Annotated in this window: 18 protein-coding genes; 13 read left to right on the plus strand and 5 right to left on the minus strand. The window is 55.8% G+C overall.

Annotated elements, in window-relative coordinates; genetic code table 11:
- Window positions 1-30 precede the first annotated feature (30 nt).
- Window positions 31-1332, minus strand: coding sequence for a YihY family inner membrane protein (locus SMB34_RS10740; RefSeq protein ID WP_240478807.1), 1302 nt, complete (start codon window positions 1330-1332; stop codon window positions 31-33).
- A 259-nt stretch (window positions 1333-1591) separates the two neighbouring features.
- On the opposite strand from SMB34_RS10740, the gene fabI reads away from it, so the two are divergent.
- The 4 genes from fabI to SMB34_RS10760 all read left to right on the plus strand — a co-directional run bounded on the left by fabI (window position 1592) and on the right by SMB34_RS10760 (window position 5468).
- A complete protein-coding gene (gene fabI / locus SMB34_RS10745) occupies window positions 1592-2422 on the plus strand; it encodes an enoyl-ACP reductase FabI (protein WP_007090890.1) in 831 nt (276 codons plus the stop codon).
- A gap of 80 nt (window positions 2423-2502) precedes the next feature.
- The gene (gene aroC / locus SMB34_RS10750; protein ID WP_037989990.1) at window positions 2503-3594 is read left to right on the plus strand and encodes a chorismate synthase; all 1092 of its coding nucleotides are present in this window, start codon (window positions 2503-2505) and stop codon (window positions 3592-3594) included.
- A gap of 94 nt (window positions 3595-3688) precedes the next feature.
- Window positions 3689-4699, plus strand: coding sequence for a hypothetical protein (locus tag SMB34_RS10755; RefSeq protein WP_156962670.1), 1011 nt, complete (start codon window positions 3689-3691; stop codon window positions 4697-4699).
- 136 nt (window positions 4700-4835) lie between these two features.
- A complete protein-coding gene (locus tag SMB34_RS10760) occupies window positions 4836-5468 on the plus strand; it encodes a dioxygenase family protein (protein ID WP_051682251.1) in 633 nt (210 codons plus the stop codon).
- 49 nt (window positions 5469-5517) lie between these two features.
- Here the strand turns inward: SMB34_RS10760 and SMB34_RS10765 are convergent, their stop codons facing one another.
- Window positions 5518-6123 carry a hypothetical protein gene (locus SMB34_RS10765; RefSeq protein WP_156962671.1) on the minus strand — a complete coding sequence of 202 codons (606 nt, stop codon included), beginning with the start codon at window positions 6121-6123 and terminating at the stop codon, window positions 5518-5520.
- Between the two features lie 164 nt (window positions 6124-6287).
- On the opposite strand from SMB34_RS10765, the gene SMB34_RS10770 reads away from it, so the two are divergent.
- Both SMB34_RS10770 and SMB34_RS10775 read left to right on the plus strand, forming a co-directional pair.
- Window positions 6288-6893 (plus strand): TetR/AcrR family transcriptional regulator, encoded by a 606-nt coding sequence (locus SMB34_RS10770; RefSeq protein WP_037989995.1) that lies wholly within the window; start codon window positions 6288-6290, stop codon window positions 6891-6893.
- Between the two features lie 47 nt (window positions 6894-6940).
- Window positions 6941-7408 carry a DUF2269 family protein gene (locus SMB34_RS10775; RefSeq protein WP_037989996.1) on the plus strand — a complete coding sequence of 156 codons (468 nt, stop codon included), beginning with the start codon at window positions 6941-6943 and terminating at the stop codon, window positions 7406-7408.
- A 14-nt stretch (window positions 7409-7422) separates the two neighbouring features.
- On the opposite strand, the gene SMB34_RS10780 is transcribed toward SMB34_RS10775, so the two are convergent.
- Window positions 7423-8418, minus strand: coding sequence for a DMT family transporter (locus tag SMB34_RS10780; protein WP_037989997.1), 996 nt, complete (start codon window positions 8416-8418; stop codon window positions 7423-7425).
- Window positions 8419-8548: 130 nt separating this feature from the next.
- On the opposite strand from SMB34_RS10780, the gene SMB34_RS10785 reads away from it, so the two are divergent.
- Window positions 8549-9421: a LysR family transcriptional regulator gene (locus tag SMB34_RS10785; RefSeq protein ID WP_037989999.1), complete on the plus strand. Its 873-nt coding sequence runs from the start codon at window positions 8549-8551 to the stop codon at window positions 9419-9421.
- A 132-nt stretch (window positions 9422-9553) separates the two neighbouring features.
- Window positions 9554-9982, plus strand: a complete 429-nt coding sequence (locus SMB34_RS10790; RefSeq protein WP_007090884.1) for a GlcG/HbpS family heme-binding protein — start codon at window positions 9554-9556, stop codon at window positions 9980-9982.
- Between the two features lie 31 nt (window positions 9983-10013).
- On the opposite strand, the gene SMB34_RS10795 is transcribed toward SMB34_RS10790, so the two are convergent.
- Both SMB34_RS10795 and SMB34_RS10800 read right to left on the minus strand, forming a co-directional pair.
- On the minus strand, window positions 10014-10754 hold the full coding sequence (locus SMB34_RS10795) for a TlyA family RNA methyltransferase (protein ID WP_037990000.1): 741 nt from the start codon (window positions 10752-10754) through the stop codon (window positions 10014-10016).
- 32 nt (window positions 10755-10786) lie between these two features.
- Window positions 10787-11464, minus strand: coding sequence for a GntR family transcriptional regulator (locus SMB34_RS10800; RefSeq protein ID WP_037990001.1), 678 nt, complete (start codon window positions 11462-11464; stop codon window positions 10787-10789).
- Window positions 11465-11782: 318 nt separating this feature from the next.
- On the opposite strand from SMB34_RS10800, the gene dctP reads away from it, so the two are divergent.
- The 5 genes from dctP (at window position 11783) to SMB34_RS10825 (ending at window position 17769) form a co-directional block, all read left to right on the plus strand.
- Window positions 11783-12790: a TRAP transporter substrate-binding protein DctP gene (dctP, locus tag SMB34_RS10805; protein ID WP_037990004.1), complete on the plus strand. Its 1008-nt coding sequence runs from the start codon at window positions 11783-11785 to the stop codon at window positions 12788-12790.
- 82 nt (window positions 12791-12872) lie between these two features.
- Window positions 12873-13571, plus strand: a complete 699-nt coding sequence (locus SMB34_RS10810; RefSeq protein WP_037990007.1) for a TRAP transporter small permease — start codon at window positions 12873-12875, stop codon at window positions 13569-13571.
- Between the two features lie 12 nt (window positions 13572-13583).
- Complete coding sequence (locus tag SMB34_RS10815) at window positions 13584-14900, plus strand: TRAP transporter large permease (protein WP_007090879.1); 1317 nt, start codon at window positions 13584-13586, stop codon at window positions 14898-14900.
- A gap of 1 nt (window position 14901) precedes the next feature.
- Window positions 14902-16218 carry a malonyl-CoA decarboxylase gene (locus SMB34_RS10820; RefSeq protein ID WP_007090878.1) on the plus strand — a complete coding sequence of 439 codons (1317 nt, stop codon included), beginning with the start codon at window positions 14902-14904 and terminating at the stop codon, window positions 16216-16218.
- 9 nt (window positions 16219-16227) lie between these two features.
- The gene (locus tag SMB34_RS10825; RefSeq protein WP_037990010.1) at window positions 16228-17769 is read left to right on the plus strand and encodes a malonate--CoA ligase; all 1542 of its coding nucleotides are present in this window, start codon (window positions 16228-16230) and stop codon (window positions 17767-17769) included.
- Window positions 17770-18260: the final 491 nt, after the last annotated feature.

Consider the following 18260-nt stretch of genomic DNA (forward strand, 5'->3'; position numbering starts at 1 on the left):
GGCCTTGTATTTTGATGCCTTCGGAAAGTTTCAATCGACGATTTCGGTCATGTCTTTTGGGCCGATTTCGTCTTTCTTTTCGTCTTCGGGCTTGGTTTCAACCTGCTTGGGGGCTGTATCATCGGATTTTGGCAAATCAAGCAGGGCAGCAATTTCAACATCCAGAACGGATTTTCGCGTTTTTTCCAGTTCCACCAGACGTTCGCGCATGGCTCCTGGCCAACCGCCATCGGCATTAACCAGAAGCAACCGGTCATAATCCAGAAACAGCCCCAGTCTGGACATCAGATCCACCAGCGTGATCCGCGACAGATCGCCTGATAAAAGCCAGCGGTGGCTTTCGGACCGTTCAATCAGCTTTTCACGCCGAAGGGCCGCCAAGGCCCAGTTAAGATCCCGCCCGCCCAGCTTGGTTTCGCGCAACATGCGGCGATAGGTCGGCGGTTTGGTTGCTTCGCGGAAACCATGTTGCAAATATTCCAGAACGCGTAACACCGCGATAATGCGTTCCATATGGCCGGGCACGGCACCCCGCGGATCGGGGATCAGCCCAGCGGCACGTGCCGCACGCCATTCGGATCGGGCGGCAGCAACCTGCGCGCCCAGCAGCACAACAATCCAGGTCAGATACATCCATAACAGGAAGATCGGTACAATCGCCACGGCGCCATAGATCGTCTGATAGGTCGGGAAATTAATAACGTAATACCCGAACCCTTTTTTAAGCGCCTCGAACAATCCAGCCGCCACCAAGCCGCCCAAAATGCCGTCAGTGATCACGACAGAACGGTTCGGCATGCCGATAAACAAAAGCGAGAAGGCAATCGAGGATAGCAGGAAAGGGGCCAAAAACGTCAATTGCCCGATATGCTCACCCAGCCCGTCGGCCCCGACCATGTAGCGCATGGCAAAAATATAGGATGCCACCGAAAGGCTCAGCCCCAGCAACATCGGCCCGACCGTCAGCAAGGTCCAGAAAACGACGAGTTTCGCCAAAAGTTTGCGCGGAGTGGTAACGCGAAACACATCGTTCATCGCACCTTCGATCGCAGCAAGCAGCATGACCGCGGTCAAGGCCAGCACAATCGTGCCCACCGCTGTCATCTGGCCGGTATTCTGAAGGAAATTGCTGAGGTAACCTGTCACCTGTTCGCCAGTTTCGGGCAGAAAATTGTTCAGGACCACGCCCATGATCTGGTCCTTCCACTGTTCAAAAACCGGGAAGGCCGACAATACCGTAAGCGCAACAGCAAGGAACGGAACCATGGCAAGAAGGGTTGTATAAGAAAGCCCCGCTGCGCGTTCGACGGATTTGTCATGCACAAATCGCATAATGGCGTAGCGCCAAAATCCAGTGCGGTCCTTAAGTAATTGGCCGATTGGAACCATTAAACACTTATCCCTGCACGATTTCTGGTTATAGTGTAATTGATCAACAGGATAACGTGACCGCACAAGATAAAACAGGCCAGATTGACCTTGGCTTCGCTTTGTGTAGGATGCGCCCAATGTCAAATGCCTCCTGTGTGGGCCACAGCTTTGTTCCGCGCTGCATGCCTGCCAGAGAGAGATCGTGGGAACGAGAGGGAAAATGAGCTTTTCCGCCGAAAACATTTCTGGCCTGATGGCTGGCAAGCGTGGCCTGATCATGGGCGTCGCGAACGATAAATCGATTGCCTGGGGGATTGCGCGTACCGTGGCCGCCGCTGGCGCCGAGGTTGCTTTTACCTATCAGGGTGAAGCACTTGAAAAGCGCGTCCGCCCATTGGCGGAGTCTGTTGGCAGCGACACCGTTCTGCCCTGCGACGTGACCGACGCGGCCAGCATGGACGCCGTTTTTGAAACATTGAAAGAAAAATGGGGCAAGCTGGACTTCGTCGTGCATGCCATCGGTTTTTCTGACAAAAACGAACTGCGCGGGCGCTATGTCGATACCTCGCCGGAAAATTTTGCGATGTCGATGAACATTTCGGTCTACTCCTTTACCGCGATTGCACAGCGCGCGGAAAAACTGATGACCGATGGTGGTTCGCTTCTGACCCTGTCCTATTACGGGGCGGAAAAGGTGATGCCGCATTACAACGTCATGGGCGTTGCCAAGGCAGCACTGGAAGCCAGCGTGAAATACCTTGCCAATGACCTTGGCCCGGATCGTATTCGCGTCAACGCCATTTCTGCGGGTCCGATGAAGACCCTTGCCGCGTCAGGGATTGGCGATTTCCGCTATATCCTGAAATGGAATGAATATAATTCGCCGATGCGCCGCAACGTCACCCTTGATGATGTTGGCGGATCGGGCCTTTACTTCCTGTCGGACCTTTCGACCGGTGTTACCGGCGAAACCCATCATGTCGATTGCGGATATCATACCGTCGGCATGAAGCAGGCAGACGCACCGGATATCAATGTTCAGAAATCCTGATCCGAACATGATATGATCTTGCGGGCTGCCTTACTGGCAGCCCGTATTGTCTTCAAACACCTGAATTCTGGATATCGGAAATGGCTGGCAACAGTTTTGGCTCCCTGTTTCGCTTCACCACATTTGGCGAAAGCCACGGCCCGGCGATTGGCTGCGTCGTTGACGGGGTGCCGCCGCTTCTTGACCTGACCGAAGAAGACATCCAGCAGTTTCTTGAAAAACGCAAACCGGGCCAGTCGCGCTTTACCACCCAGCGCCGCGAACCCGATCAGGTCAAAATCCTGTCAGGCGTGTTCGAAGGCAAAACCACCGGCACCCCTATCGGACTTCTGATCGAAAACGTTGATCAGCGCTCCAAGGATTACGGCGAGATTAAAAACCAGTTCCGCCCGGGCCATGCCGATTACACCTATTGGGAAAAATACGGTATCCGTGATTACCGCGGTGGCGGACGATCATCGGCGCGCGAAACCGCGATGCGGGTTGCCGCCGGGGCGATTGCGCGCAAAGTCCTTGGCGAGGATATCAAAATCCGCGGCGCCCTGATCAAGATGGGCACCAAGGAAATCAATCGCGACAACTGGAACTGGGACGAGGTTGATAACAATCCGTTCTTCTGCCCCGATGCAGCCGCTGTTCCGGTGTTCGAGGAATATCTTGATGGTCTGCGCAAGGACGGATCATCGGTCGGTGCAGTAATAGAAGTTGTCTGTTCGGGCGTTCCGGTCGGGCTGGGTGACCCGGTCTATGACAAACTTGATGCTGATCTGGCCAAAGCGATGATGACAATCAACGCAGTCAAGGGTGTTGAAATCGGCAACGGGTTTGAGGCCGCCGAACTGACCGGCATCGAAAATGCCGATGAAATGCGCATGGGCGAAGATGGCAAGCCGGTCTTTGGCTCCAACCATGCAGGCGGCATTCTGGGCGGGATTTCATCCGGGCAGGATGTTGTTTTGCGCTTTGCCGTCAAACCGACCAGCTCGATCCTGACACCGCGCAAAAGTGTTGATATTTACGGCAAGGATGTCGATGTCGTCACCAAGGGCCGCCATGATCCGTGTGTTGGCATTCGTGCCGTTCCGGTTGGCGAGGCCATGGCAGCCATCGTTCTGGCTGATCATCTGTTGCGCCATCGCGGCCAGTGTGATGGCTGGAACCGCAATAAGTAATTCCGGCGGCATTATTTTCCTGAACTAGTCTGTCACAAGCGGGATCGTGCACCGTCAATGGTGCATGAACCCGACATTGTACAAAGCCCTGATCATGCTTGCATCCAAAAGCAAACCGGCATCGGCCACAAAGCCCGCCGGGCGGGATGGTGGCTTGGGCAATCGCACCGTCCTTTATGCCGATGAACCGGTCGATTTGCCCGATTGGGGAATTGCGGCCCTGCCCTCGATGATCCTTGGCGCGGCCCCGCAAAGCTGCCTTTTCGTTAGCGACCTGACGGTCGAGGAACCCGATGACGAAACCGAAAGCAGTGCCGGAACGCCCGGTAACGCAGACACAACCCCGCCAGTCAAAGTATCCTTTTCGCTGACTGTCGACAGCGCACCTGGTGACAATTCGCAATTGATCCAGCGACAGATCACCTGGCGTCTTGCCATGCCGGTAAGGACCTTCCGACAGATCACAACTAGCGCCAACAGCACCCCGGTACGAGCACCCGTGATCAGAACGAAGCTGGTCCTGCGCAATGTTGTCTGTGATGTTGAACTGGGCTTGCTGGAAGTACCGGGCATTACCCAGCCGCTTCTGGTCGGGCGCGATACCCTGTCCGACCGCTTCCTGATCCGCCCAGATCATGATAAAGCCGCCCCGACCCCGTCGCCGTCCGCAACGCTTTCGATCACGCCTGACGAGCCCGCCGCACCAGCAAAACCGGTTGATCCTGCTTCGACAACGGCACCAGCAACACCAGCAGAACCGGGAAAAGCACCGGATACAAGCAACGCAGCGCCCCAATCAGCCGCATCCAGCCCGAATATGCCACCGGTGCCTGTGCCGCCGGAAAGCGAGGCGGCATCGGCAACCACTCCAACTCCAACGCCCACCCCAGCCCCAGATGCGCCTGTCCCAACCGCAGATCAGGGCACGGCGCCTACGGCCGATATATCGGGCAGTACCACCGCCGTACCGGATGGCACGAATGGCAACACCGCCCCAGCAACTCAACCACCCCCCGCGACACCATCGACGGACCAAGGGGGTGATGCTTCTGCTGCCTCGCAACCGGTCGAAGCTGACAAGGCAACATCAACAACGCCTGCCTGAATTCGCCAATCGCTTTTCATCACAAATTGCATGAGGGCGTTGATTTTTGGGCCAAAGCCGCTATCTCGCTTTTATTAGGCAGACCGCATTCCACGTGCGGCTAGATGCCTGATGGTGATGAAAGGGGCAATACCGCATGCCGTTATCAGGACGTGAGCAAAGTCATGCCATACCAATCCGCCGCAGCCTGTTGCAAGGCTGGCTTGCCGCCAGCGCGACCGGCATTTCCGGCATTTCCGTGGGGATGTTTGCGCCAATCTTGCGCGCCCAGCCAATAAAACGCGACATCACGCCATCCTGTGGCACCGATGATGAACCAACCCGCAGCAGCACCGAAGGCCCGTTTTACAGCAAGCAGCCCCCGGAAAAATCTGATTTTCGTGCCGATGCGGATGGCGATCCAGTCACTCTGATCGGGTTTGTCCTGACCCGCGATTGCCAGCCGGTTAGTGGCGCAATCGTCGATCTTTGGCATGCCAATCGCGACGGCGAATATGACAATCGCGGTTTCCTGCTGCGCGGTTATCAGAAAACCGATGCCAAAGGTCGGTACTTTTTCGAAACCATCCGCCCCGCCGAATATGGCAGCCGCACGCCGCACTATCACGTCAAGTTGCGAAACGGGGATGACCGAGTTCTGACCACGCAGCTTTACTTCCCCGGCGAAGCCCGGAACGAGCGGGACTTTCTGTTTAATCCGGCACTGTTGATGGATGTTCAAAAAGCATCTGACGGTGACATCGCGCGGTTTGATTTTATTCTGAGTTAATCACACGTGACACTATACCCCCAAGACAATCCCGAAGCCGCGATCGGGGTTATTTCTCAAAAACAGAATAGTCATCCAGCGTGGTTCCATCACGAAAATGGCTATTCACTGGTTTGACTAAAGCAACACCAAAGTCAAAACCCTTCTTTGCTACCGGGGTCAAAACGATGATCGCACGACGAGTAAAACCAGACTCGTCGAACAGAACATATGAAACCGTTCCCGGTCGTTCTGGCGGAAGATCGATCTGTTTGATTCTTCCATCCAGTCCACTTTCCAGTGCACTTTTCATCGTATCGAAACCCTGCCCGGACATCAGCACAGTACAGGTACTGTTTTCCGTTACAGACAATAACACAGAAAACTCGTCGTAAGACTTGTGCTCGTATTGCCACGCATAGGCCTTCCCCTCGGAGAAGGCGGCTTTCATGCGCTCGCCATCAATAAGGTAAGGGGCAATTTCCACATCGTTGGCAAGCACTGAAAAGTCATCAACGTTAACGACACAGCGCTTATTGAATTCATCAAAGGCAAGTCCCGGCGGCACCTCAGAAGGCAGAAACGCCCAAAGTCTCTCACTCCCCACGATAACCAGCATCGCAGCGATGAAAAAAAGCCAAAACCGACGCCTTTCTTTAGGGGGTTCACCAAACATCTTCCCAACCTGCTGTACAGTTTCTCGCTTTAGAAAACCCGAGAGCAACACCCTATTTTTAAAATCTTTTCATGTCGATCTGAAAGACAAAAACGGGCTTGCACATACTCGTCTAAGTCAGTAAAGTTAACGAAGTTAACATAAGAAAATCGAGATACGAGTTTATGGGGAAATACCACCACGGCGACGTCCGTAATGTCCTTCTACAGCAAGCTGAAAACATCCTGACCGAAGAAGGCCCAAGTGGCCTGTCGTTGCGACGTCTTGCGCGGCTTACCGGTGTTTCGGAAGCAGCACCCTATCGCCATTTTGACGGTAAGGATGGCATTTTGGCGGCAGTAGCGATTGATGCGTTTGAACGCTTTGCCAAACGGCTTGAAAATGTTGCTGCAAATATCAAAAAACACGAAGAGCGCATCATGGCGCTGGGTGCGGCCTATGTGCATTTCGCAGTCGATTTCCCGCAACATTTTCGCCTGATCTTTGGCCGGGAACGCCCGCCATTGGATCAATATCCCGAACTTCGCGAAGCAGCCGATAATGCGTTTGATGTGTTGCAGCGCGCCGTTACATCGGTTGATCGCCGTGCCGACATGACCCTGAACGAGGCGGCCACCGCCTATAACCGCGCGCTGGCCGCATGGAGCCGCGCACACGGTATCGCCATGCTGGTGATTGACGGCATGATTGTCCCGCCTGCCGATCAGGAACTGGACGATTTTGTTCTGGGCCTGCTTGCCGAGGACCTGACCGCACCGGACAATACCTGATCTGAAATTCCCGTTTCCGATATCCCAAAATTCGAAGGCTGTCCGCGATGGAATATACCACCGTTAAATTCATTCATCTTCTGGGTGCCGTACTGTTTCTGGGCAATATCATCGTTACGGCGGTATGGAAAAGCCTGGCCGATCGCACCAGAAACCCGGTGATCATCGCCTTTGCCTGCCGGTTGGTGAATGTCACCGATCTGGCCTTTACCGCCTTTGGCGCGGCTCTGGTCGTGATTGGTGGGGTTGGTCTTTTTCATGCCGGAGGCGTTTCGCTTTCCGATAGCCCGCATCTGACGATTGGCATCAGTCTGTTTGCCATGGCGGCAACCCTTTGGCTGGTCGGGCTTTTGCCCTTGCAACTATATATGTCGCGGATTGCCGCCAAGACGGTGGCGGCGGGTGAAACCATCATGCCAGATGCCTATGATAAATGTGTAAGGCTTTGGACGATGCTGGGCATTGCAGCAACCCTGATGCCGGTTGGCACCCTTTGGTTCATGATTGCCAGATAGTGCCAAGATCAAGCCTAAAGCGTGCGGCGACGACGGGTCGCGATCAGAAGGGCCACAACCACCGCCGCACTGCCCATGATGTGCCACTCATTGAGCATCTCGCCCAGGATGACAGCCCCAAGGATCGAGGCGACAAAGGGCTGCAACAGCAGGATCATTGATCCGGTCGCCTCGTCCACGCGCTTCAGCCCGACCGACACCATCCCCTGCCCCAAAACATGCACCAGCATCGCAAGACCGATCAGCGCCAGCCAGCCTGTTATATGTGGCGGCAGGACGAAATTGCCTTTGATCACCATCATCACGCCCAAGGCAATCATGGTGGTCAGGGTGCTCCAGAACATGATTGATGCGGCACTGTGATTGCGGCGCAACCGGCTGATGACAATCAGATATCCGGCATAGAAAAAGGCCGCCAGAACGGCAAAGGCATCACCCTGCATCGATCCTGCGCCGGTTTCACTGGCCCGAAACAGGAAATAACCGCCGATAATCGCAAACGGCACCCCGCACCAGAACATCACGCCGGGTTTGCGTGCGATGCCAAACAGACCAAGAAACCCGATAATCACCGGTGCAAGGTTGTTAAGCAAAATCGCATTGCCGACCGTCGTCATTTCGATCGCCATGTGACAGGCGACCAGATCGGCGGCAAATAAAAGACCGGCAAGGATCATCAAACCCGTATCACGCTTGCGCACGGAAACACCATTTCCGACCGCTGGTTTTGATGATCCTGCCGGCATCAAGAAGACGGTCGCGCCCAGCAAAGGAGCAGCAAGCGCAACACGCCAGAAAGCCGAGGCATCGGGTGACACACCGCTGAACCGCACAAAAATCGGACCAAGCCCCATAAGGATTGCCGCAACTACGAGGGTTAAAATGGCCCAGAATGATGACTGGACCATCGGCGTGACCCTTTCGGTCCCCGGTGCAATTTCCGTGGTGGCGGAGGGAATAGCAGATGCATTTCCGGTATTGCGCAGGATGTCGGGCAAGACATGGGGCATGGTCTGGTCTTTCGGAACGGGGGCGATGTGCAGGTTGTGCAAAATGCGCCTTGGCTGATAGCGCTTATCTTGCAGCGGTGCTATATCGATGTGAAATTGCTTCGCCTTATCGTCGGGATAAATTGCGCTTATGGCTCTTCTCAATGTCGATATTGATCTGCTCAGAACGTTTCTGACCGTGCTGGATACGCAAAGTTTCACACGCACGGCCGAACGACTTTTCCGCACGCAACCAGCCATCAGCCAGCAGATTAAAAAGCTTGAAGATACCGTTGGTGCGCCGCTGATCACGCGTGATCGCAATGCCATTACCCCGACCACGACCGGCCTTGTCGTCAAATCCTATGCCGAAGGGATCATCGGCCTGAATGACAAGATGCTGGCCGATCTTCTGGATGCTGCCCCCTCAATTTTGCGCATCGGCCTTCCGGATGATTATGCCGCGATTTACCTGCCGGAAATCTTGCGGATTGCGGCGATCCGCCTGCCGGACACGGAAATCAGCTGCCACGCCGATATCAGCCGAAATCTTGGCAAACGGGTTGCCAATGGCGATCTGGATCTGGCCATCCTGACCGCCGACCCCGACACGCCCAGCCTGCATGTCACATCCGAACCCTTGGTCTGGGTGGCCGATGCCGGTTTTGATCATCAGGCACGGCCGTTACGGCTGTCGCTGTTCCACGATGGCTGCGTCATTCGCCATTACGTGACCGATGCCCTGTCGCGCCAGGATATCGCGTTTCGGATCAGCCACAGCAGCGACTCCAATTCCATGATCATCACCGCTGTTGACGGCGGCCACGCCATCGGCGCAATGCCCAGATGCACCGCGGAGTATGCCGGAATGCAGATTATCGATGATCCATCATTGCCCGGCTTGCCCAAGGTCGATATCGCCCTTCTGGTCCGCGAACAGGCCAATCCGGCGGTTCGGGAACTGGCACTTGGCGCAATTGCCGCCCTTGCGCCAGCCCGAAGCACCACCAGCGAGCGGGTCTAAACCGACCCCGTGATTGCGCATGCTTCCACCATGTAAAAAGACGTTTTATCGGGTTGATCGAAGAAGACGGCAAACCATAAGATGCCCCGGCATAATGCGTGATTTTAACGATAAACCTGCCGGAGAAGCCCGATGCTGACCATCAAACGCCTGTCGATCGATGATGCCAAAATCCTGATCGAAGGTGCACGCAACCGTGCAACTGAAATCGGCGTTCCGATGTGCATTGCCATCACCGATGAATCCGGTGTTTTGATTGCCTTTGAACGCATGGATGGCGGCAAGGTCACCAGCACCACGATTGCCCAGGATAAGGCATTCACCGCCGCGGGTGCGCGCAAGGCGACCCATGAATATGCCGCCGCGGCCCAGCCGGGCATGCCAGCATTCGGAATCGATTCCGAAGTCGGCGGTCGTCTTTCGATTGTCGCCGGTGGATTGCCGGTATCGGTTGATGGCGATGTTGTCGGCGGAATCGGCGTCAGTTCAGGCACCCCGCCGCAGGATCAGGATTGCGCCCAAGCCGGGATTGATCATTTCCTGAAAGTGATCGGTAAATAAGCCCATCACTATTGGCGCAAATCGGCGTTGATTACGCCGATTTGCGCCCGCCGATCAGAAATTCGACATTGCCTTCGGGCCCGGTGATCGGACTTGTCGCGATGCCGAGCACCTGCCAGCCGGGCAGACTTGCCAGCCAGTCGGAAATGGTGTCGCAGACTTCCTGATGCAGTTCCGGTTCACGGACCACGCCCTTTTTCCCGACGCGTTCCTTGCCGACTTCAAATTGCGGCTTGATCAATGCAATCAGCCAACCGCCCGGTTTGACCAGATCAAGGCTTGCCGGAAGCACGGTGCGAAGGCCGATGAAGCTGGCGTCGCAGACGACGATATCGATGGGATCGGGAATTTGTTCGGACGTGATGTGACGCGCATTGGTCTTTTCCATCACGACAACCCGGTCGTCATTGCGCAGTTTCCAGTCAAGCTGCCCCTGCCCGACATCAACGGCGAAAACCTTGGCCGCACCGTTTTGCAAAAGCACATCGGTAAAACCGCCGGTCGAGGATCCGACATCAATGCCGGTAAAACCGGTGACATCGACGCCAAACTCGGCCAGACCCTTTTCAAGCTTGAGCCCGCCGCGCGATACCCACGGATGGGGTTGCCCGCGCAGGGTCAGCGAAATGTCTTCCTTGCATTGCAGCCCCGGCTTATCGAGCCGTTGCTCGCCGCTAAAGACATTGCCTGCCATGATGAAAGCCTGTGCCTTGGACCGGGTTTCCACCAATCCGCGTTCAACAAGCAACTGATCCAAACGTTTCTTTGCCATGCGCGGGTTTTAGCGCAAAGTTCCGAAGAAATCTAGCTCGCCAGCGGCTCAAGGTAACCACGCGGCACAATGGCCAGAAGATCGTTTAACGCCTCGCCCTGAACCGCGACATGCTGATGCATCAGTCGGCCCGCCCGTTCGGCATCGCCAGTCGAAATCGCATCAAGGATTTCGGAATGTTCGGCATTGGATTTTTTCACGCGCCCCGGCCGGTGCAACTGCAAACGGCGATAGGGTGCGAGCCGGTTGCGCACATTCTTGGTCTGGCGTTCAAGGAAGCTGTTGCGGCATCCGGCGTAAATCACTTCGTGGAAATTGACGTTGGCCTCGTAATAGGCATCGGCGTCTGCATGTTCCTGAAGCGTGCCGCATTCATTGCCAAGTGCGATCAGCTTTTCAATGTCGGCGCGCGCCATCCGGCGCGCGGCAAGCCGGGCACACATTGCCTCAAGCTCCGCCATGACTTCGAACATTTCAATCAGATCGGCCACGGTGATCGAGGCAACGATGGTGCCGCGCCGAGGCATGGTCGCCACCAGCCCCGACCCCGCCAGCGTTTGTAACGCTTCGCGGACCGGGGTACGTGAAACACCAAACCGTTCCGACAGGCTGCGCTCGTCCAGCTTGTCGCCGGGCTTAAGAACACCGGTGACAATATCGCGTTCAAGTTTCTGAACCAGATCGGTGGCGAGCTTGCCGTTCCGTGACATGAGAAGCCTCATCCTTGCGCTGCAATCGTGGTATACCAGAACATAGAAAATGGTACCGCGCAAAGCCTTTTACGTGCTGCTTTGCATCGAAACTCTGCTGCATCGCAAAAGTTATCTGCAAAAAACGGCTAAAATGGCTGCAATCCTTGAGCGCACATCTGTGGCACCGCAATACACATTTCTGGTATACAAAAATCCATAGACAGGATGCCAGAAATCTGTAACGCTTTTTGATATTGCGAAATCCGCACCAATAAAAAGACGTGTCAACACGTCACAAATGCATCCAGAAACGCATGCTTCATCCGGGAGGAAAAGATGAAGATTTTCAAACGTACTCTTACGGCGTCCGTCGCCGCTATTACCCTGTCCATCGCTGCTTTTGGCATGTCCTCGAACGCTGATGCGGAAACGCTCAAGCTGTCGCATCAGTGGTCGACCGGCGATGTCCGCCACAAGGTCGCCCAGATCATTGCCGACGAAGTCAAAGCGGCCAATGTCGATCTCGAAATCCAGATTTTCCCGTCCGGCTCGCTGTTCAAGGCGAACGAACAGTGGACGCCGATGGAACGCGGTCAGCTTGACATGATCGTCTATCCGCTGGCCTATGCAGGTGGCCGTATTCCAGCAACCAACCTGACGCTGATGCCGGCACTGGTTAAAAACCATGACCACGCCGAACGCCTGAACAACTCGCCTTTCATGGCAAAGATGGAAGAACTCCTGAATGAAAACGGGGTTGTTACCATTGCCAAGGGCTGGCTGGCCGGTGGCTTTGCCTCGACCAAGGGCTGCATCCGGGTTCCGGATGACGTCAAAGGTCTGCAGATCCGCGCCGCTGGCAAATCGTTCGAACAGATGCTTCAGGGTGCCGGTGCATCCATCGCCGCAATGCCGAGCTCGGAAATCTATCCGGCCATGCAGACCGGCGTTCTGGATGCCACCAACACCAGTTCTGCCAGCTTCGTTTCATACCGCATTTATGAACAGGTCAAATGCTACACCCCGGCGGGTGCCAACGCGCTGTGGTTCATGTATCAGCCGGTTCTGATGTCGAAGAAAACCTATGACGGTCTGAACGACGCCCAGAAAGATGCCCTTGCCGCGGCGGCCAAAAAGGCCGAGGCGTTCTATTCCGAAGAAGCCCGTAACGAAGATGCCAACAGCGTCAAGGTTTTCAAGGATGCCGGTGTTGAAATCGCTGATCTGACCGACGCCGACTTCAAGGCATGGCAGGAACTTGCTAAACAGACGTCCTATGCGAAGTTTGTTGAAGAAACCCCGGGCGGTCAGGAACTGCTCGATATGGCTCTTGCCGTAGAATAATGGTCTCGTGGCGCCGGATGCATGCCGGCGCCACTTCGTTTTCCGCTTTTTTGCGACGAGCTTGATCTTCAGGAGTCCCAGCGTGGCGAACGCAGTTTTTCCCAATTCCCTTCCGGTCGACCTGCCTGACGAAGGCGATGGCGCACCGCGCGCGCGGTCGAACCATAACAGTTTCCCGCCGCCACCCGATGTCGAACCGCTGCCTGAAAAAACCGGTAGCACCGGCACAGGGACGCGCCCTGATCCGATGAAACCGCGTGGCCCGCTTGATCACGCAGTCAATGTCGTTCACTTCCTGTCAAAGACCTGTGGTGTTGTCGCGGCATCGATGTTCTTCATTGCCATGCTGCTGATCTGCCAGTTGGTCTTCATCCGCTATATCCTGAATTCCTCGACCGTCTGGCAGACAGAAGCCGTGATTTACCTGATGATCGGCGGCACCCTGATCGGTCTGCCTTATGTGCAGCTGCTGCGCGGGCATGTGAATGTCGATCTTCTGCCGATGTATCTGAAACGCGGGGCGCGCAAACTGCTTGCGGTTGCGACCCTGCTGTGCGGCCTTGCCATCAGTGCGATGTTTGCCTTTTACGGCATCGAACTGGTGATCGAAGCCTATCAGGGCGGGTGGAAATCACCGTCGATCTGGGCCCCCGCATTGTGGAAGCCCTACCTGATGCTGCCGGTCGGTTTTGGCCTGCTGTTCCTGCAATTCCTCGCCGATCTGATGTGCCTTCTGACCAACCGGTCGAAAGCCTTCCATATCGAAGACAACCCGTTTTAAGGAGCCGGTGCAATGGATCCGCTTTCTCTTGCCGCGCTCGTTGGCATTGTCACCACCCTGATCCTGTTTTCCGGTATTCCGGTCGGTATCGGTCTTTTGATGGTCGGTGTCGGGTTTATCTGGATTTTCGATGGCGCAAGCGCGCTGCCGCTGCTGCCTGAAATCCTGTTTTCCAAACTCGAAAGTTTCGAAGTTCTCGCCATCCCCATGTTCATCCTGATGGGGGCGGTTGTCGCATCATCCCGTGCGGGTGGTGATCTGTATTCCGTGCTGGATCGCTGGTTAACGCGTGTGCCGGGGGGATTGGTCATTTCCAACCTGGGGGCATGCGCGATCTTTTCCGCCCTGTCGGGGTCGTCACCGGCGACCTGTGCCGCGATTGGCAAGATGGGCATTCCCGCCATGCGTGAACGCGGTTTCCCGAGTTCGGTTGCCGCCGGGTCAATCGCGGCCGGTGGTACACTTGGCATTCTGATCCCGCCCAGCGTCACCATGATTGTTTACGGCATTTCGACCGACACATCGATCGGGCGCCTGTTCCTTGCCGGTCTTCTGCCGGGTCTGATGCTGACCGCGCTGTTCATGGCCTGGTCGCTTTATTCGACCTGGCGTCAGGGCAATGCATCGGTTGCACTGGCATCGGTGACCTATAGCTGGAAGGAAAAGTTTGAAATCCTTCCGCGTGTTCTGCCGTTCATCGTCATTATCTGTGCGGTTCTCTTCGCGCTGTATGGCGGGGTTGCAACGCCGTCCGAAACGGCGGGTGTTGGCGCGCTGTTCTGCCTGATTGTCGCGATGATCATCTATCGCATGTGGCAGCCGGGCAAGCTTTGGAACATCATGCGCGACACGACCCGTGAATCGGTGATGATCCTTCTGATCATCGGGGCTGCCGGTCTGTTCAGTTACATGCTGTCGTCGCTGTTCATCACCCAATCCATCGCACAGTGGATTTCCGCCCTTGACGTCAACCGCTGGGTTCTGATGGGGTTCATCAACGTGTTCCTGCTGATCAGCGGTTTCTTCCTGCCGCCGGTTGCCGTGATCCTGATGTCGGCCCCGATCCTTTTGCCGGTGATCGTCAATGCCGGTTTTGATCCCTACTGGTTTGCGGTAATCCTGACGATCAACATGGAAATCGGCCTGATCACGCCGCCGGTTGGCCTGAACCTTTATGTCATTAACGGGATTGCACCTGACATCCGCCTGCAAACCATCCTGAAAGGTGCGATGCCCTATGTGCTGTGCATGGTGGTTGCCATCGTGATCCTGTGCTTCTTCCCGCAAATTGCCACATGGCTTCCCGAAACGGTCATAGGAGGAAGTTAAAATGTCCGGAATTTCCGTTAGAAGCTGGATTTCCAGTATTGCCGATCGCGGCCGGGAGCTTCTCGACCTGCCGCTTTCGACGCCGCAGGACCCGTTTGCCCAGCTAAAGGCAATGTGCAAGGACCTTGTGTCGCAAAAGGGCGAAGCCCGCGGCACCGCCGTTGCGCGCGAAGTGGTGCGCCTTTGGGAAACCCTGCCCGAAGAGGATCATCTGCGCTTTTTTGAAATGATGCAGAACGATTTCAGCGCCAACCGCACCGAAGTCAGAAAGGCCGCCGAAGCCTTTGCCAAGGATCCGTCCGAAGCCAATCTGGCGGTTCTGACCCATGCGTCGGAACCCGCCCGGCAGGAGCTTCTGCGCCGGATCAACATGGCACCGGGCGGTACGCGTGCGATTGTCGACATGCGTGAAACGCTTCTGGGTCTGATCAAGGAAAACCGCCACCTTGAGCCGCTTGATGCCGATATGGGGCATCTGCTGACAAGCTGGTTTAACCGGGGCTTCCTTGAACTGCGTCATATCGATTGGGATACGTCGGCCTCCATACTTGAAAAACTGATCCGCTACGAAGCGGTTCATGAAATTCAGGGCTGGGATGATCTACGCCGTCGTCTGGCAACGGATCGCAAGTGCTTTGCCTTTTTCCATCCGGCGATCCCCGATGATCCGCTGATTTTCGTCGAAGTTGCCCTTGTGCATGGCCTTGCTGACAGTGTTCAGGCGCTTCTGGCACCGGAAATCGATGAAACGGCCCCGCAAAAGGCCAATACCGCGATTTTCTATTCAATCAGCAACTGCCAATCGGGCCTTAAGGGTATTTCGTTTGGCAATTTCCTGATCAAACAGGTGGTCGAGGAGCTTAAACGCGAGTTCCCGAAACTCAGACAATTCGCCACCCTGTCGCCGATTCCGGGCTTCATGGGATGGCTGCGCACCCGCCAGAAAAGCAAGTCTGACGACGCCGATATCGCCGCCATCGTCCTTGCCGCGATGGAAGACGACAGCTGGATCGAGGATGCGGAAAAAACCGCCGAACTGAAAAAACCGGCGATGATGCTGTGTGCGCGCTATCTTGCGACCTGCAAGCGCGGCAAATCGCCGCTTGATCCCACCGCGCGCTTCCATCTTGGCAATGGGGCACAGCTTGAACGCCTCAACTGGCTGGGCGATACGTCGTCCAAAGGCTTGCGTCAGGCAGGCGGGATGATGGTCAATTACGCCTATCACCTTGATGATATTGAACGAAACCACGAAGCGCTGATGAATGACGGCAAAATCGCCGTTTCGAAATCGGTCATGCAGCTTACGGGAAACTAGGACAGAACCATGTCGGATAATCTTTTCAACGAATTTACCAAACGTTTCCCGGCGGATCGCGCGCGTACCTTCCTGATCGAACGTGATGGCACCGAGCGCAGCTTTGCCTGGTTGCTGGATCGTACCGCGCGTTATGCCACGGTTCTTGCCGATCATGGCGTGGTCAAGGGCGACCGGGTTGCCGCCCAGATCGACAAATCATCCGATGTGGTTGCGCTTTATCTGGCCTGCCTTCAGCTTGGCGCGATTCACCTGCCACTGAACACGGCCTATACCGGTGATGAAATCGCCTATTTCCTTGGCGATGCCGCGCCGCGCGTTTTTGTCTGCCGTCCGGCCCATATTGATGCCGCCAAAACCCTTGGCGCGCAAAACAATGTTGGTGCGGTCCTGTCGCTTGGCGACAAGGGCGATGGCACGCTAAATGATCTGGCCGCCAATGCCAAACCGCATGGCGACGTCGCCGACGTGACCAAGGATGACATTGCCGCCATTCTGTATACGTCGGGCACGACGGGCCGGTCCAAGGGGGCGATGCTGACGCATGGCAATCTGGGGTCCAACGCGCTGACCCTGCATAAGGCATGGGGCTTCAAGCCGGGCGATACGCTTTTGCATGCCCTGCCGCTGTTCCACACGCATGGTCTGTTTGTTGCGATCAATATCATGCTGGTCAATGGCGGCAAGGTGATCCTGCTTCCGAAATTCGATGCCGATGACGTGGTGGAACGCCTGCCCAATGCCACGGTTCTGATGGGGGTTCCGACCTTCTATACAAGGCTTCTGGCGCATCCGAAGTTTGACAAGGATCTGGTGGCCAATATGCGCCTGTTCGTGTCGGGGTCCGCGCCGCTTCTGGCGGAAACCCATGATGCGTTCTTTGAGCGGACCGGGCACAAGATCCTTGAACGTTACGGCATGACCGAAACCTGCATGAACACGTCAAACCCGCTGGAGGGCGAACGCCGTCCGGGGGCGGTCGGCCCGACCCTTCCGGGGATCGAGGCGCGGGTTTGCGACAAGGATGGCAATGTTCTGCCGGTCGGTGAAATCGGTGTGCTTGAAGTTCGCGGGCCCAACGTTTTCAAAGGCTACTGGCAGATGCCGGAAAAAACCGCATCCGAGTTTCGCAAGGACGGTTTCTTTATCACCGGCGATCTGGCGACCATCGGCGCAGACGGTTATGTCACCATTGTCGGGCGCGACAAGGATTTGATCATTTCGGGTGGTTTCAACGTCTATCCCAAGGAAGTCGAGGAAATCATTGCCGAATATGACGAGGTCGAGGAAGTCGCGATCTTTGGCCTGCCGCATCCCGATTTTGGCGAGGCGGTTGCCGGGGTGATCGTCCCGGCCAAGGGCACCAAGCCCGATGCAGACGCGATCATCAAACGCACCCAGGACAAGCTTGCGAAATTCAAGGTGCCCAAACGCATCTGGATGCTCGACGAATTGCCGCGCAACACGATGGGCAAAATCCAGAAGGCGCAGTTGCGCAAGGATTATGCCGATACCTTTGCAACCCCATCCGGCAAGACTGCCAACGGATAGGTGCACACTCTGTTTCGTTTTCCCGTGTCTCCCTGCTGTCTTGCAGACAGCCAAACTCTCTCACCGGTCGGAAATTCTGGCCGGTGTTTTTTTTGAGCAGCCCAAAGAAAGTTCTTGATTTGTTCTTTTTGTTGTGGTAGAAAGAAAAAGTCAACGGGATAAAAGCGCCCGGACCAAAACCCGCAAAGCGTGATTCGCTTTGCGGGTTTTTGCGTTTGGGGCCAGATGAAAGTGATGATGATGCAGCAGCACAAAGACAGACCGATCCGGCGGCAACATCGCCGGATGATGACCGGCGGGTGGAAAAGCCATTACGGCGGTTTTGCGCCCGTGTCCTAACCCACCCCAAGGTCACCCAAAGGTCAAGACGGGAGAAGTGCGCCTTGTTGGCAAGGCAACCGGTAAAATTGTGATCGGCAGCGGCTGGGCTGCGCCGGGTAGCATCTGGCAAGCGGTGGCTGAGATGAGTCATGACGGGAGAGGTGCGTCTT

The organism is Thalassospira permensis NBRC 106175 (genome assembly GCF_000714555.1).
Classification (GTDB): domain Bacteria; phylum Pseudomonadota; class Alphaproteobacteria; order Rhodospirillales; family Thalassospiraceae; genus Thalassospira; species Thalassospira xiamenensis.